This is a genomic window from Pseudomonas sp. UBA7530, from assembly GCF_002479365.1.
Lineage (GTDB): Bacteria > Pseudomonadota > Gammaproteobacteria > Pseudomonadales > Pseudomonadaceae > Aquipseudomonas.
Genome location: NZ_DLMS01000013.1, coordinates 333,492 through 347,960, shown reverse-complemented (window position 1 = coordinate 347,960; position 14,469 = coordinate 333,492). Strand labels below are relative to the sequence as shown.

The following is a 14,469-nucleotide window of genomic DNA, read 5'->3' as shown; positions in this document are numbered from 1 at the left end:
CCGCCTCGCCGTAGACCAGGGCGAATGGCAGCTCCTGCTGGGCGCCGGCCTGGCTGTCCACGGCTGGCGTGGCGGTTTCACTCATCGGCCGCTGCTCCTTCAACGATGGTTCAGGCCCATGGCCATGCGCACTTCGGCCAGGGTGTTGCGCGCCTCGTCACGCGCCCGTTCGGCGCCTTCGGCAAGTATGCTGCGCACCAGGTCCGGGCTGTCCTCGTAATCCATGGCGCGTTGCTGCAGTGGCGCCAGTTCGGCCTGCAGCGCCGAGCACAGGGCATTCTTGCAATCGAGGCAGCCAATCGAGGCGCTGCGACAACCGTCGATGACCCAGTGCAATTGCTCGTTGTCGGAATACAACTGATGTAGCGACCAGACCGGGCAGCGCTGCGGCTCACCCGGATCGTCGCGGTGCACGCGCGCCGGGTCGGTGGGCATGCGCCGCAGCTTTTCCTCGATCTCGGCATCGCTGTCGCGCAGGAATATCGCATTGCCGCTGGACTTGGCCATCTTCTGCCCATCCAGGCCGGGCACCCGGGAAAACTCGGTGAGCAGCGGCTGCGGCTCGTTCAGAATCACCTTGCCGCCACCTTCGAGGTAGCCGTACAGACGCTCCTGATCGCCCAGGGTGATGCTGGTCTGCTCCTTGAGCAAGGCGCGCGCCGTCTCCAGCGCCTGGGCATCGCCCTGCTCCTGGTAGGCCTTGCGCAGGTTGCTGTAGAGCTTGCCGACTTTCTTGCCCAGCTTGCCGATGGCGGCCTCGGCCTTGAGTTCGAAATCCGGCTCGCTGCCATACAGGTGGTTGAAGCGGCGCGCCACTTCGCGGGCAAATTCGATGTGCGGCAGCTGGTCCGCCCCGACCGGCACCTGGCCGGCGCGATACAGCAGGATGTCCGCCGCCTGCAGCAGGGGATAGCCGAGAAAGCCGTAGGTGGAGAGGTCCTTGCCGCTGTGGCGCTCCTGCTGTTCCTTGTAGGACGGCACGCGCTCGAGCCAGCTGAGCGGGCAGATCATCGACAGCAGCAGGTGCAGCTCGGCGTGCTCCGGCACTTGCGATTGCACGAACAGTGTCGCGGAGCTGGGGCTGACGCCCGCGGCCAGCCAGTCCACGGCCACGTCCATGACGTGCTGGGAAAGCTGGCCGGCATCGGCGTATTCGGTGGTCAGTGCATGCCAGTCGACGATGCAGAAGAAGCAGTCGTACTCGTGCTGCAACCTGACCCAGCTCTTCAGCACGCCGTGATAGTGCCCGAGGTGCAGACGACCGCTAGGACGCATCCCTGACAGCACCCGACGTTCGGAGTCGTTAAGGCTCAAACCGTTCTATCCAAAATCCAGACAAGACCACGGAGTATAGGGTAGCTGCGCCCACAACGGAAAAGCCGGCGTCAGAGATCGTCGAACGGCGTCGGGTCGCCGCATCCGACACGCAGCACTTCCGGGCTGTCGTCAGCGAGATTGACCACGGTGGACGCTTCCAGCCCGCCAAAACCGCCATCGATGATCAGCTCGACATGGTGATCGAGAATCTGGCGCATTTCGTAAGGGTCGGACATCGGCAGCTCTTCGCCCGGCATGATCAGACTGACGCTCATCAGCGGCTCACCCAGTTGCTCCAGCAATGCCAGGGCGATGGGATGACTGGGCACGCGGATGCCAATGGTGCGGCGCTTGGGATGCAGCAGCATGCGCGGCACTTCGCGGGTGGCGTTGAGAATGAAGGTGTAGGGGCCAGGGGTGTGGTTCTTCAACAGGCGGAAGGCGGTGGTATCGACCTTGGCGAACAGGCCGATCTGCGACAGGTCGCGGCATACCAGGGTGAAATTGTGCTTGTCGTCGAGCTGGCGCAGGCGGCGAATGCGTTCGACCGCGTTCTTGTCGCCAATGGCGCAGCCAAGGGCGTAGGACGAGTCGGTAGGATAGACCACCACGCCGCCGCCTCGAATGATTTCCACGGCCTGTTTTATCAGGCGTGCTTGTGGGTTTTCCGGGTGAACCTGGAAAAATTGACTCACGCTTGCTCCCTGCTCATGAAGTGACAGCGGATGGCTGTGCATGTTCGAAGCGCTCCCAGAGCGCAGTCAGGTCATCAGGCAACGGGCGGTACATGCCCAACTCTGACCAGTCGCCCGGCGCATGGAAATCGCTACCGACGCTGGCCATCAAGCCAAACTCGCGCGCCAGAATCGCCAGGCCACCGACTTGTTCGGCTGGCTGCATGCCATTGACCACTTCCAGGGCATGGCCACCCGCTGCCGCGAAGTCGGCTACCAGGCGTCGACGCTTACTGCGAGTAAAGTCGTATTGCCACGGATGCGCCAGGCTGATCCAGGCCCTGGCCGAACGCAAGGTGGCGACGGTTTCTTCCAGCGCAGGCCAATGCTGCTTGACGTCGCCCAACTTGCCCGAGCCCAGCCATTTGCGAAACGCCTCGGCGCGATCCCGCACATGGCCGGCACGCACCAGAAACTCGGCGAAATGTGGACGCGCCGGCGCGTTGCCACTGTCGCCCAATTCCTGTTGGACAGCACGTGCGCCTTCAAGTGCGCCCGGCATGCCCTTGGCCGCCAGGCGTCGGTCGATTTCCTCGGCACGCTGCCAGCGCCCATGGTGCAGAGCGTCGATGGCAGCGCGCAGCGCGGGAGCTTCCCGCTCGAAGGCATACCCCAGCACATGGATGGTCGCCCCGCCCCAGGTGCAGGACAGTTCGATGCCATTGATCAGCTTCATGCCCAGGGCGGTCGCCGCGCGGCGCGCCTCATCGAGGCCTTCGAGGGTGTCATGGTCGGTCAGCGCCAGCAGCCGCACGCCGCGTTCGTGCGCCCGGGCCACCAGTACGGCGGGCGCCAGGGCGCCATCTGAGGCGGTGCTGTGGCAGTGCAGATCGACAATCATGGCGGCGCTTTCGTTGAGATTGATGTTTGTTATTATGCCCCACATCCGCGCCAACGCCGTCGCCGTGTGGCGCAAATGCTTCACTCCCTCCCCACTTCGACCCTAAATAAGGACTGAGATGCTCTACGCCATCATCGCCACCGACGTCGAAAATTCCCTGGAAAATCGTCTGGCCACCCGCCCCGCTCACCTCGCCCGTCTGGAGCAGTTGAAGCAGGAAGGTCGCCTGCTGCTGGCCGGCCCGCACCCGGCCATCGACAGTAACGATCCGGGTCCGGCGGGCTTCAGCGGCAGCCTGGTAGTTGCCGAGTTCGACTCGCTCGAGGACGCGCAGAACTGGGCCGATGCCGACCCGTACCGCGCAGCCGGCGTGTATGCCAGCGTGGTGGTCAAACCCTTCAAGAAAGTGCTGCCCTGACGTAGCACCACTCACGCGGCTTTCGCATACAAGGAATCGCGATGCGCACGATCCCGCTGTCCCTGCTGGTCACCCTGTTGCTGACCTGCGCCTCGCTGCAGGCAGAAGAAGAAAGCCTGCAACCTGCCCCAGCACAGGCAGCCGCAAGCGCTGAGCAGAGCCAGGAGCTCGAGCAGCGCCTGGCCCAAAGCGAGCAACTGCGCAACGAGCAGCAAGCCAGCAGCGCCGTGCAACTGCAGCGCCTGCGCCAGGAAAACCAACGCCTGCGCATGCAGCTCAAGGAAACCCAGGCGCAGACCCAGCCACGCCTACTCAGCGAGCATCAGACCTGGTTCGCCCTCGGCGCTGCGCTGAGCCTGGCGTCGATCTTGTTCGGCGCCCTGCTGCGAGGCTCGCGCAAGACTCGTCGCGAATGGATCAACTGAAGCCATGAGCCGCTTACTGCTGATCGATGACGACCAGGAACTCTGCGAGCTGCTCGCCAGCTGGCTGACCCAGGAAGGCTTTCAGGTCACCGCCTGCCATGAAGCGGGCGGTGCGCGCCAGGCCCTTGCTTTACAGGCGCCTGACGCCGTGGTGCTCGATGTGATGCTGCCCGACGGCAGCGGCCTGGAATTGCTCAAGCAATTGCGTGGCGAGCATCCGGAGTTGCCCGTGCTGATGCTTTCCGCCCGCGGCGAACCGCTGGATCGCATCCTCGGCCTGGAGCTGGGCGCCGACGACTACCTGGCCAAGCCGTGCGACCCTCGCGAGCTGACCGCACGCCTGCGTGCGGTACTCCGGCGCACCGCCCCCGCCCCCGCCAGCAGCCAACTGGAACTGGGTGATCTCAGCTTCAGCCCCAACCGCGGCGTAGTCAGCATCGGCGAGCATGACGTTCCGCTGACGCTTTCCGAAAGCCGCCTGCTGGAGGCCCTGCTGCACCAACCGGGCGAGCCGGTGGACAAACAGGCGCTGGCACAGCTCGCCCTGGGCCGCAAATTGACTCTGTATGACCGCAGCCTGGATATGCACGTCAGCAATCTGCGCAAGAAGCTCGGCCCGCATCCCGACGGCCGCCCGCGCATTCTCGCCCTGCGCAGCCGCGGCTATTACTACGCACCGTGATCGTTGCCGCCCTACGTAAACGCTCAGCAACATCGCCTTTACCCAAGCTTTACCCACGCCTGACTGCCCTTGACCTTGACCGCCGCATAATGAGCCCATCCGGTCGTTACCGGTTTCGAGACAAGGAGAATCACCATGCGCAAGACCCTCACCGCTCTGCTGCTCGCTGCCACTCTGCCAACCCTGGCCTTCGCCATGCCCGACGGCGGCCCACGCCACCATGACCGCGGCCATGGCATGTTCAAGGAGCTGAACCTGAGCAAGGAACAGCGCCAGGAATTCCGCAAATTGATGGGCGAGCAGATGAAGACCCATCGCGATATCACCAAACGCTACCTGGACAAGCTGCCAGAAGCCGAGAAACAGGCCATGAAGAAGGAGCTGGACCAGGCCCGCACCAACCAGCACAAGGCCCTGCGTGACCTGCTCAACCCCGAGCAGCAGAAAGCCTTCGACGAGCATCAGAAAAAAATGGAAGCTCGTCGCGCTGAAATGGCCGAATTCAAGGCCTGGAAGGCCGAAAAGGACAGCAAGACCAACTGATCCGTTACCCTAAACCCGCCGCCGCGCTCGCCGAGCCCGGCGGCTTTTGCGTGAGGAATCACCGTGCGTTCACTGTTCTGGCGCATCCTGGCGAGCTTCTGGCTGGCCATCGCTCTGGTGGCCGGCCTGTCGCTCCTGCTTGGCCGCGCTTTGAATCAGGACGCCTGGATACTCAGCATGCATCCAGGCCTTGATGACATCGACAGCGAGTGGGTCAACCGCTACGAACAGCAGGGGCCAGCCGCGGCGCAGGACTTTCTCGAACGACGCAAACGCAAGTACCGCATCGACACCCAGGTGCTTGGCGAGAGTGGCCAGCAACTGGTCAAAGGCACCTTTCCATCGCGCGCAGCGGCTTTCGAGGCGCGTCACGGCGATGACCGTCGCCTGCCCTGGCGCCGCCTGACGGCCGAATACACCAGCCCGCAAAGCGGCGAGAGCTATCTATTCATCTACCGCATCCCGCATCCTGAACTCGCGGCCTGGCACCGCGGCAGCCTGTTCTGGCCGCTCAGCGCCCTGGCCATCGCCCTGGTGGTGCTGACGCTGTTCAGCCTGATGCTGACGCTGTCGATCACCCGCCCGCTGGATCGCCTGCGCGGCGCCGTGCACGACCTCGGTCAGACCGCCTATCAGCAGAACAGCCTGGCGCGCCTGGCCACCCGCCGGGACGAATTGGGCCTGCTGGCCAAGGACTTCAACCGCATGGGCGAGCGCCTGCAGGGGTTGATCGGCAGTCAGCGCCAGTTGCTGCGCGATGTGTCCCACGAACTGCGTTCGCCCCTGGCACGCCTGCGCATCGCCCTGGCCCTGGCAGAACGCGCCGATGCCGCCGAGCGGGAAAAACTCTGGCCACGGCTAGACCAGGAATGTGATCGGCTGGAGGCGCTGATCAGCGAAATTCTCACTCTCGCCCGCCTCGACGCCGACCCTGGCGCCGCTCAGCCGGTAGACCTGCGCGCACTGCTTGGCAAATTGCAGGAGGATGCGCGCCTGACCACACCCCAGCAGCCGCTGCAAATAGAGCTCGATCAGGGCGCGCAACTGGAAGGCTGGCCGGACATGCTGGAACGCGCGCTGGACAACCTGCTGCGCAATGCCCTGCGCTTCAGTCCCGTTGACCAGCCCGTGGTCATCGACGTGCAGCGCCAGGGGCAGGACGTCCTGCTCAGTGTGCGCGACCATGGCCTCGGCGTGGCCAGTGAATACCTGCAGCAGTTGGGCGAGCCCTTCTTCCGCGCGCCGGGTCAGAGCGGTTCCGGCCACGGACTCGGGCTGGCCATCGCACGTCGGGCGGCGCAGCGCCATGGCGGTGAACTGCTGCTGAGCAACCACCCCGAAGGCGGTTTCGTCGCCACCCTCAGGCTGCCGGCCAGGCAACAGACAGCCTGAGCCCCGCTCGCTCAGCCTTGCCAGGCGCTGACGAAATCCTCGACGTTCAACTCAGGTGCGCGGCGCAATTCACGCTCCGGCGTGCCTAGGTACAGATAGGCGATGATCTGCTCGTCCGCCGTCAGGCCCAGCCCCTTGGCCACATGGGCGTTGTAAGCCATATCTCCGGTACGCCAGACCGCGCCGATGCCCTGAGCATGCGCCGCCAGCAAGATGCCATGGGCAGCACAACCGGCAGCGGTCACCTGCTCGGACGCAGGCACCTTGGGATGCGCCTGCACCCGGGCGATCACCACCACCAGCAACGGCGCGCGCAGCGGCATGCTACGCGCCTTGCTCAGAGCCTCCGGCGCAGCCTGCGCATCGGCGAGCTGCAAGGCCTCGGCGAACAGCTCGCCCATGCGTTCACGCGCCTGCCCTTCGACCGTGAGAAAGCGCCAGGGGCGCAGTTGGCCATGATCCGGCGCGCGCAACGCCGCGCGAAACAGCAAATCACGCTGCGCCGCGTCCGGAGCCGGGTCCACCAGGCGAGGAACGGAAACACGGTTAAGCAGTGCGTCGAGAGCCTCCATCGGCCACCTCCTTAAAACAAAGAAGGCGCATTCTCAATGCTGCAAGCTGCAAGCTGCAAGCTGACCAACCCACGGATCGGATGTCGGAGCTCGTGAGGTCGTGGCCCGGATGCAATCCGCGGATCGCCCGCCCTAGTTTGCAGCCTGTGGTCTGTGGCGGCTCTCAGGCTACCTGGTCGGGCGATATGACCGGCTGCACCGGCGGCGTCAGCGGCGGCAGGCCATGGGCCTGGCGCGCTTCATCGCAACGCGGGTTGTGCACACCGTTTTCCCAGGATGCCTCGAACTCGCGGCAACTGCTCGAACGCTGTTCGTAAAGGGTGCAGCGCACTCCACAACCGACATCGCCCAGCAGTTGGGTACAGCGCGCCGGCTTGCTCTCGGTGCCACGCATGGCGACGTAGTGAGGGCTGATCTGGATGACCTGCTCGTCCGGAACGCTACCGCCCGCGGATTGACACTCGCCCCAGAAGAAGGACACACGAAAAAACGCGCAGCAGGCGCCGCACGTGAGGCAGGGATTAGCTTCGGACATTTGAGGAAAACTCGGAAACCGACGGACGCCGGCAACTGGCGGCTATTCTATGCTTGGCTATACGCTTGTAAAGCCCCTTCACCGGGCACGTGTGAAAACTACTGCGCTCGCCAGGCTGCGTTAAAAACAGGCTCGTGCGCGAGTCCGATCAAAATGCTCATTTACAGCTCGTAAACTGCGCTTTCTCACCTGTTTTGTGGGGCCGCCATCGGTATTGCCTGACCTTCGCTCGCTACGTTTTCACACACCCGACTGTTCCGGTTTACAGCCGCCCGTCCGCGGGTAGAATGGCGCACTTTAGAACCCGCCAGAGCCCTTTACATGGCCTTGCCGACGCTGCGCATCATCGGTTTCATCATCGGCATATTTCTTATTACCCTGGCGGTCAGCATGGCCATTCCCATGCTGACCCTGCTGATTTTCGAACATCCGGAAGACCTCAATGCCTTCCTCTGGTCCAGCCTGATCACCCTGATCACCGGGCTTGCGCTGGTGATTCCCGGCCGCCCGCAGAATGCCCAGTTACGTCCACGCGACATGTATCTGCTGACCACAGGAAGCTGGACCCTGGTGTGCGCATTTGCTGCCCTGCCACTGATGCTGATCGCGCACATCAGCTACACCGACGCCGTCTTCGAGACCATGTCCGGCATCACCACCACCGGCTCGACCGTACTGACCGGGCTCGACAGCATGTCACCCGGCATCCTGATCTGGCGTTCGATGCTGCAGTGGCTGGGCGGCATCGGCTTTATCGGTATGGCCGTGGCGATTCTGCCGCTGCTGCGCGTCGGTGGCATGCGCCTGTTCCAGACCGAATCCTCGGACTGGGGCGAGAAGGTAATGCCACGCTCGCACATGGCGGCCAAGTATCTGCTGTTGCTCTACGTCGCGATCACCCTGTTCGGTGTGCTGGCCTACTGGGCGGCGGGGATGGAGCCTTTCGATGCGCTCAACCATGCGATGACCTCGATCTCCACCGGTGGTTACTCGACCTCCGACTCCTCGCTCGCGCACTGGCCACAACCGGCTGTGCACTGGACAGCGATCGTACTAATGCTGCTCGGCGGCATGCCCTTCATGCTCTATGTCGCCTTCGTCCGCGGCAATCGCCAGGCGCTGTTCAAGGATCATCAGGTCCGCGGCTTCATCGGCTTTCTGCTGCTCACCTGGCTGGTATTCGGCACCTGGCTGTGGATCAACTCGGACTACACCTGGCTCGATGCCTTTCGCATCGTCGCGGTCAACGTCACCTCGGTGGTCACCACCACCGGCTTCGCCCTGGGCGACTACACCACCTGGGGCAGTTTCGCCGTGCTGCTGTTTTTCTACCTGACCTTCGTCGGCGGCTGCTCGGGCTCAACGTCTGGCGGCCTGAAGATCTTCCGTTTCCAGGTCGCCTACGTGCTGCTCAAGGCCAACCTGATGCAGCTGGTGCACCCGCGCGCGGTGATCAAGCAGCAATACAATAACCACAACCTGGATGAAGAGATCGTCCGCTCGCTGATCACCTTCTCCTTCTTCTTCACCATCACTATTGGCGTGCTGGCTTTGGCCCTGACTCTGGTCGGCCTGGACTGGGTGACCGCACTGAGCGGCGCTGCCACCGCCGTGTGCAACGTCGGCCCCGGCCTCGGCCCGATCATCGGCCCGGCCGGCAACTTTGCCAGCCTGCCGGATTCGGCCAAGTGGCTGCTCAGCGCCGGCATGTTGCTCGGCCGCCTGGAAATTCTGACCGTGCTGGTGCTGGTCACCCGCAGCTTCTGGAAGCACTGACCGATGCCCATCTCCAGCCTGCGCATCCTCGCGTTCATCAATGGCATCTTCCTAGTCACCCTGGCAGTGAGCATGCTGGTGCCGGTGATCACCCTGTTGATTTTCGAACAGCCGCAAGACATCAATGCCTTTCTCTGGTCCAGCCTGATCACCGCGATCGCCGGCATCGCCATGATCGCTCAGGGCAGACCGAAGCAGACGCAGCTGCGCCCACGCGACATGTACATGCTCACCGTGTCGAGCTGGGTGATGGTGTCGATCTTCGCTGCGCTGCCGTTCGTCTTTGCCGAGCGCGCGAGCATCACCGATGCCTATTTCGAGAGCATGTCGGGTATCACCGCCACTGGCGCCACGGTGTTCAGCGGCCTCGACGACATGTCTCCCGGCACGCTGATCTGGCGCTCGCTACTGCATTGGCTGGGCGGCATCGGCTTTATCGCGATGGCAGTGGCGATCCTGCCGATCCTGCGCATCGGCGGCATGCGTCTGTTCCAGACCGAATCTTCGGACCGCTCGGAGAAGATCATGCCGCGCTCGCACATGGTCGCCAAGTACATGGTGCTGGCCTATGTCGGCCTCAGCACACTCGCTGTGCTGGGTTTCTGGCTGGCGGGGATGGGGTTGTTCGACTCGATAAACCACGCCATGTCCGCTATCGCCACCGGCGGGTTTTCCACCTCGGACTCGTCATTGGGCAAATGGCAGGCACCGGCCATCCATTGGGTTGCCATCGTGGTAATGGTGCTTGGCAGTCTGCCCTTCGTACTCTACGTCGGCGCCCTGCGCGGCAATTACCGCGCCCTGCTGCGCGATGCCCAGGTGCACGGATTTCTGCTGTTGCTGGTGGGCAGTTGGTTCATCCTGGCCAGCTGGAAATGGCTCACCACCGACTTGTACTGGCTCGATGCGCTACGCCTGGTCGCCGTGAACATCACCTCGATCATGACCACAACCGGCTTCGCCGTGGGCGATTACCATATGTGGGGCCCCTTCGCGAGCATGATGTTCTTCTATCTGGGCTTCGTCGGCGGCTGCTCCGGCTCCACCGCCGGGGGCCTGAAGATCTTCCGTTTCCAGGTCGCCTATATCCTGCTCAAGGCCAACCTCAAACAGCTCATCCATCCACGCGCGGTCATCAAGCAGCAGTACAACCGCCACCGTCTGGATGAAGATATCGTTCGCTCGATCCTCGCCTTCGCCTTCTTCTACACCATCACCATCGCCACCCTGGCGCTGGCGGTCGCCATGTGTGGAGTGGACTGGATCACCGCACTGACCGGCGCAGCGGCCATGGTGTCCGGCGTTGGCCCGGGAATGGGCGAGATGGTCGGCCCGGCCGGCAACTACGCCACCATTCCCGACCTGGCCAAATGGCTACTGAGCTTCGGCATGCTGCTCGGGCGCCTGGAAATCCTCACGGTGCTGGTGCTGCTGTTTCCGGCCTTCTGGCGCCACTGAGCGCGCGCACTAAGCAAGCCCGCGACGCGCTCGGTATTCGCCAGGCGTTTCGCCGAACCAGCGGCGAAAGGCCCGGAAGAAGTTGCTCGGATCGGCGAAGCCCAGTAGATAGGCGATCTCCAACAAGGTCAGGTCGACCTGGCCGAGGTACTGCTCGGCCAGCTCACGGCGGGTGTCGTCGAGCAGTTGCTGATAGCTGGTGCCCTCCTCCTGCAAGCGCCGCTGCAGGGTGCGCTGCGACAGATGCAGCGTCTGCGCCACCACCTCGCGCCGTGGCTCGCCCTGTGGCAGCAGGCGGCACAACACTTGGCGTGCCTGGTGAGTGACCCGGCTGCTGCAGAAACGCGCCAGGTATTCGCCGGCGAAACGATCATGCAGCTGTGCCAGCGCTTCGTTGGCACTGGGCAGCGGCGCCTCCAGATCGGCACGTTCGAAGATCAGCCCATAGTGCTCGGCGTTGAACTTCAGCGGCGCCTGGAACACCTGCTGATACGGCACCAGATCGGGCGGCGGCGGGCCTTGCAGGCGAATCTCGCGCGGACGCATGGGTTTGCCGGTCATCCAGCGGCAGAACGCCAGGCAGTAGGCCAGCGATGCTTCGGCGCTCTGCCGGGCCGGCGGCAGACGATCGCCATGAATGGCCAGGGTCAGGGCATAGCCGTCGGGCTGTGACAGGAAATTCAGATCCGCGCCTTCGCCGATGATGCGCTGATAGCGCACCAGACGGGTGAAGCCGTCGCGCAGGTTGCGGCTGGACATCAGCGCGTAGCCCACCACATGGAAGGACGCCGGGCGCACCACCTGCGCCATGTTCAGGCCAATCGCCGGGTTGCCCGACAGCGCCACGGCGCGCTGCCACAGGCGAGTCATGCCATCCTGCGGGAAGCGCGCGTCCGGGTCGTTCAGGGCGGCGTAATCCATCTCCAGCTCGGCGAACAGGCTGATGCAGTCGACGCCGCCCAGCTCGAGCGCCTGCACGATGGCCAATGCCCAGTTGGAAGAGGTGGTTCTTTCACTCATCGTCTTGTTCTTATGATCAATCAGCAAGGCCATCGTTGGCGGCGCAAGGATACTAGACTGGCACCTTAAGTCAGTGGCCCACGGAGACAGCGCCTTTACACTGACCGTGACAATAACAGGAGGTGCGCCATGACCGCCCAGACCACCGAACGCTACCAGAGCTTTGCCGAGTTCTACCCCTACTACCTGCAGGAGCACAGCAATCCGGTATGCCGCCGCCTGCACTACGCGGGCAGCCTGCTGGTGCTGGCGATCCTCGCCTATGCCCTGCTCACGCAGCAATGGCTGTGGCTGTTGGCCATGCCGCTGGCCGGTTACGGCTTCGCCTGGGTCGGTCACTTCATCTTCGAGAAGAACCGGCCCGCCACCTTTCAGTATCCGCTGTACAGCCTGATGGGCGACTGGGTGATGCTCAAGGATGCCTTCACCGGCCGTATCCGTTTCTAATCGGCAGCTCACACTAAAACAACAAGAACGAGAACAACCATGAATAGCCGAGCCCGCTTCACCCATATGCAGGACGGCCAGGCCGAGGACTGGGCCATCATCGCCCAGGACTTCGCCGCCTATGCCGCCCAGTTGCCCTCACGTATCCTGGCTCACCTGCGGCTGCTCGATGGCGACTTCGGCGGCTTTCCGGTGGACCGCCTGACCCACTCACTGCAAACGGCCACCCGCGCCTATCGCGACGGCCGTGACGAGGAGTACGTGATCTGCGCACTGCTGCACGACATCGGCGACACCCTCGGCAGCTACAACCATCCGGACATCGCTGCGGCCATCCTCAAGCCCTTCGTCAGCGCCGAGAACCACTGGATGGTGGAGAAGCACGGCATTTTCCAGGGCTATTACTTCTTCCATCATCTGGGCATGGATCGCCACCTGCGCGAGCAGTTCAAGGATCACCCGCAATACCAGGCAACCATCGACTTCTGCGCCAGGTACGACGCCGCCGCCTTCGACCCGGACTACGAAAGCCTGCCGCTGAGTTTCTTCGAACCCATGCTGCAGCGGGTCTTCGCCCGGCCGAAGAACTCCATCTACCTGGCCGCCATGGACAGCGCCGGCGCCTGACCGCTAGCCACTGTTATGCCACCGTTCGGCGGCCATGCTTGGCTGGTCGCCACCCCTTGGTTATGATCCCCGCCCAGCGAGCCTCTGGCTCAGGTCTTGCAGACCAGCCAGGCGTCCAGCAGAGACGCCAGAAATCCAGCAGGGACAGTTCCAACCGATGAAGCCAGCAACCATCAGCCGCGCCAGCGGGCTGCCCACTCCGCCTTTGCGCGAATACTATTCGCGCGTGCTGGCCTATATAGCCGCCGCTGCCAGCATCGCGGCGGGTACCTACGTGGGCCACTTCGCCTACGACATTCTGTGGATGGTGCCCTACGCCCTGCTCTACCCCCATCTGGCGCACAATCTCAGCCGCCGCTTCAAGCGCGACCATGCCAGACAGACCGAGGTGACCCTGCTGTTCTTCGATGCCCTGCATGCTGGCGCGTACTGCGTACTGCTGGGTTTCGCCGTCGTGCCCAGCCTGATGTTCCTGCTGATCCTCTGCTTCAGCGCGCTGGTAGTCGGCGGCCTGCGCTATCTGGGCCTGGCGCTGCTGGTAGCCGCCAGTGGCACGGCGCTGTGCGCTGCGCTGGTGAATGTACAGCCCAATCCGGACACACCGACGCTGGTGGCACTGGTCAGCATCCTCTTCGCCACCCTGTACATCTGCATCACCGCGTACTTCGTCAACCAGCAGGGCCTGCGTCTGGCGCAGGTGCGCAGCGAAATCAAACGCGAGCAGGAAAAGGCCGCACGCCTGGCGCGCAACCTGGCCAAGTACCTGTCGCCGCAGGTATGGGAGTCGATCTTCACCGGCAAGAAAAGCGTGCGCCTGGAGACCCAGCGCAAGAAGCTCACGGTGTTTTTCTCCGATATCAAGGGTTTCACCGAACTGTCGGAAGAACTCGAAGCCGAAGCGCTGACCGACCTGCTCAACACCTACCTCAACGAAATGTCGAAGATCTGCCTGAAATACGGCGGCACCATCGACAAGTTCATCGGCGACTCGGTGATGGTGTTCTTCGGCGACCCCAGCAGCAACGGCGCCAGAAAGGATGCGGTCGCGGCGGTTTCCATGGCCATCGCCATGCGCAAGCACATGAAGGTGCTGCGCCAGCAGTGGCGCGCCCAGGGCATCACCAAGCCGCTGGAAATCCGCATGGGCCTCAACACCGGCTATTGCACCGTGGGCAACTTCGGCGCTGACACGCGCATGGACTACACCATCATCGGCCGCGACGTTAACCTCGCCAGCCGCCTGGAGAGCGCCGCCGAGTCCGGCGAGATCCTGATCTCCCACGAGACCTACTCGCTGGTCAAGGACGTGATCATGTGCCGTGACAAGGGCCAGATCACCGTCAAGGGCTTCACCCGCCCGGTGCAGATCTATCAGGTGGTGGATTTCCGTCGCGATCTGGGTGCCACCTCCAGCTACGTCGAGCACGAGCTGCCGGGCTTCTCCATGTATCTGGACACCAACGGCATCCAGAACTTCGACAAGGAGCGGGTGATCCAGGCGCTCAACCAGGCTGCCGAGAAGCTGCGCGACAAGGTCATTCTCTGATTCGCGGCTGAGGCCGCTTACATGAACGGTGCGTCTTCACCGTTCTCTGTAGGAGCGAATTTATTCGCGATGGATCAATCCAGAATCGCGAATAAATTCGCTCCTACAGTAAGCAGAACTCGATCCGGCGGTGATT

General features: G+C 63.3%; 16 protein-coding genes. 10 read left to right on the top strand and 6 right to left on the bottom strand.

Annotated features, from left to right (window positions below; all coding sequences use genetic code 11):
• Window positions 1-99: 99 nt before the first annotated feature.
• From B2U07_RS22215 to B2U07_RS22205, 3 genes are all read right to left on the bottom strand, one after another.
• Window positions 100-1,314, bottom strand: coding sequence for a tryptophan--tRNA ligase (locus B2U07_RS22215; protein WP_296270479.1), 1,215 nt, complete (start codon window positions 1,312-1,314; stop codon window positions 100-102).
• A gap of 71 nt (window positions 1,315-1,385) precedes the next feature.
• Entirely contained in the window at window positions 1,386-2,012 is a 627-nt protein-coding gene (locus tag B2U07_RS22210) for an L-threonylcarbamoyladenylate synthase (protein ID WP_296277951.1), read from the bottom strand.
• Between the two features lie 13 nt (window positions 2,013-2,025).
• A complete protein-coding gene (locus tag B2U07_RS22205) occupies window positions 2,026-2,892 on the bottom strand; it encodes a PHP domain-containing protein (RefSeq protein ID WP_296277949.1) in 867 nt (288 codons plus the stop codon).
• A gap of 118 nt (window positions 2,893-3,010) precedes the next feature.
• On the opposite strand from B2U07_RS22205, the gene B2U07_RS22200 reads away from it, so the two are divergent.
• The 5 genes from B2U07_RS22200 to B2U07_RS22180 all read left to right on the top strand — a co-directional run bounded on the left by B2U07_RS22200 (window position 3,011) and on the right by B2U07_RS22180 (window position 6,352).
• Window positions 3,011-3,310 (top strand): YciI family protein, encoded by a 300-nt coding sequence (locus B2U07_RS22200; protein WP_197856593.1) that lies wholly within the window; start codon window positions 3,011-3,013, stop codon window positions 3,308-3,310.
• A 41-nt stretch (window positions 3,311-3,351) separates the two neighbouring features.
• On the top strand, window positions 3,352-3,735 hold the full coding sequence (locus B2U07_RS22195; RefSeq protein ID WP_275546125.1) for a translation initiation factor 2 (IF-2, GTPase): 384 nt from the start codon (window positions 3,352-3,354) through the stop codon (window positions 3,733-3,735).
• A 4-nt stretch (window positions 3,736-3,739) separates the two neighbouring features.
• Entirely contained in the window at window positions 3,740-4,417 is a 678-nt protein-coding gene (locus B2U07_RS22190; protein ID WP_275546126.1) for a response regulator transcription factor, read from the top strand.
• A gap of 135 nt (window positions 4,418-4,552) precedes the next feature.
• Complete coding sequence (locus B2U07_RS22185) at window positions 4,553-4,960, top strand: Spy/CpxP family protein refolding chaperone (protein WP_197856596.1); 408 nt, start codon at window positions 4,553-4,555, stop codon at window positions 4,958-4,960.
• Window positions 4,961-5,023: 63 nt separating this feature from the next.
• Window positions 5,024-6,352: a sensor histidine kinase gene (locus B2U07_RS22180; RefSeq protein ID WP_197856597.1), complete on the top strand. Its 1,329-nt coding sequence runs from the start codon at window positions 5,024-5,026 to the stop codon at window positions 6,350-6,352.
• An 11-nt stretch (window positions 6,353-6,363) separates the two neighbouring features.
• On the opposite strand, the gene B2U07_RS22175 is transcribed toward B2U07_RS22180, so the two are convergent.
• Complete coding sequence (locus tag B2U07_RS22175) at window positions 6,364-6,924, bottom strand: nitroreductase family protein (RefSeq protein ID WP_197856598.1); 561 nt, start codon at window positions 6,922-6,924, stop codon at window positions 6,364-6,366.
• Between the two features lie 163 nt (window positions 6,925-7,087).
• Window positions 7,088-7,459, bottom strand: a complete 372-nt coding sequence (locus B2U07_RS22170; RefSeq protein WP_197856599.1) for a YkgJ family cysteine cluster protein — start codon at window positions 7,457-7,459, stop codon at window positions 7,088-7,090.
• A gap of 321 nt (window positions 7,460-7,780) precedes the next feature.
• On the opposite strand from B2U07_RS22170, the gene B2U07_RS22165 reads away from it, so the two are divergent.
• Both B2U07_RS22165 and B2U07_RS22160 read left to right on the top strand, forming a co-directional pair.
• Window positions 7,781-9,235 carry a TrkH family potassium uptake protein gene (locus B2U07_RS22165; protein WP_197856600.1) on the top strand — a complete coding sequence of 485 codons (1,455 nt, stop codon included), beginning with the start codon at window positions 7,781-7,783 and terminating at the stop codon, window positions 9,233-9,235.
• 3 nt (window positions 9,236-9,238) lie between these two features.
• Window positions 9,239-10,693 (top strand): TrkH family potassium uptake protein, encoded by a 1,455-nt coding sequence (locus B2U07_RS22160; RefSeq protein ID WP_197856601.1) that lies wholly within the window; start codon window positions 9,239-9,241, stop codon window positions 10,691-10,693.
• Between the two features lie 9 nt (window positions 10,694-10,702).
• Here the strand turns inward: B2U07_RS22160 and B2U07_RS22155 are convergent, their stop codons facing one another.
• Complete coding sequence (locus tag B2U07_RS22155; protein ID WP_197856602.1) at window positions 10,703-11,713, bottom strand: AraC family transcriptional regulator; 1,011 nt, start codon at window positions 11,711-11,713, stop codon at window positions 10,703-10,705.
• 129 nt (window positions 11,714-11,842) lie between these two features.
• Between B2U07_RS22155 and B2U07_RS22150 the strand changes: the two genes are divergently transcribed.
• The 3 genes from B2U07_RS22150 to B2U07_RS22140 all read left to right on the top strand — a co-directional run bounded on the left by B2U07_RS22150 (window position 11,843) and on the right by B2U07_RS22140 (window position 14,333).
• Window positions 11,843-12,160, top strand: a complete 318-nt coding sequence (locus B2U07_RS22150; RefSeq protein ID WP_074675013.1) for an Mpo1-like protein — start codon at window positions 11,843-11,845, stop codon at window positions 12,158-12,160.
• A gap of 39 nt (window positions 12,161-12,199) precedes the next feature.
• Window positions 12,200-12,787 (top strand): HD domain-containing protein, encoded by a 588-nt coding sequence (locus B2U07_RS22145; RefSeq protein WP_197856603.1) that lies wholly within the window; start codon window positions 12,200-12,202, stop codon window positions 12,785-12,787.
• Between the two features lie 157 nt (window positions 12,788-12,944).
• Window positions 12,945-14,333 carry an adenylate/guanylate cyclase domain-containing protein gene (locus B2U07_RS22140; protein ID WP_197856604.1) on the top strand — a complete coding sequence of 463 codons (1,389 nt, stop codon included), beginning with the start codon at window positions 12,945-12,947 and terminating at the stop codon, window positions 14,331-14,333.
• Window positions 14,334-14,469 lie beyond the last annotated feature (136 nt).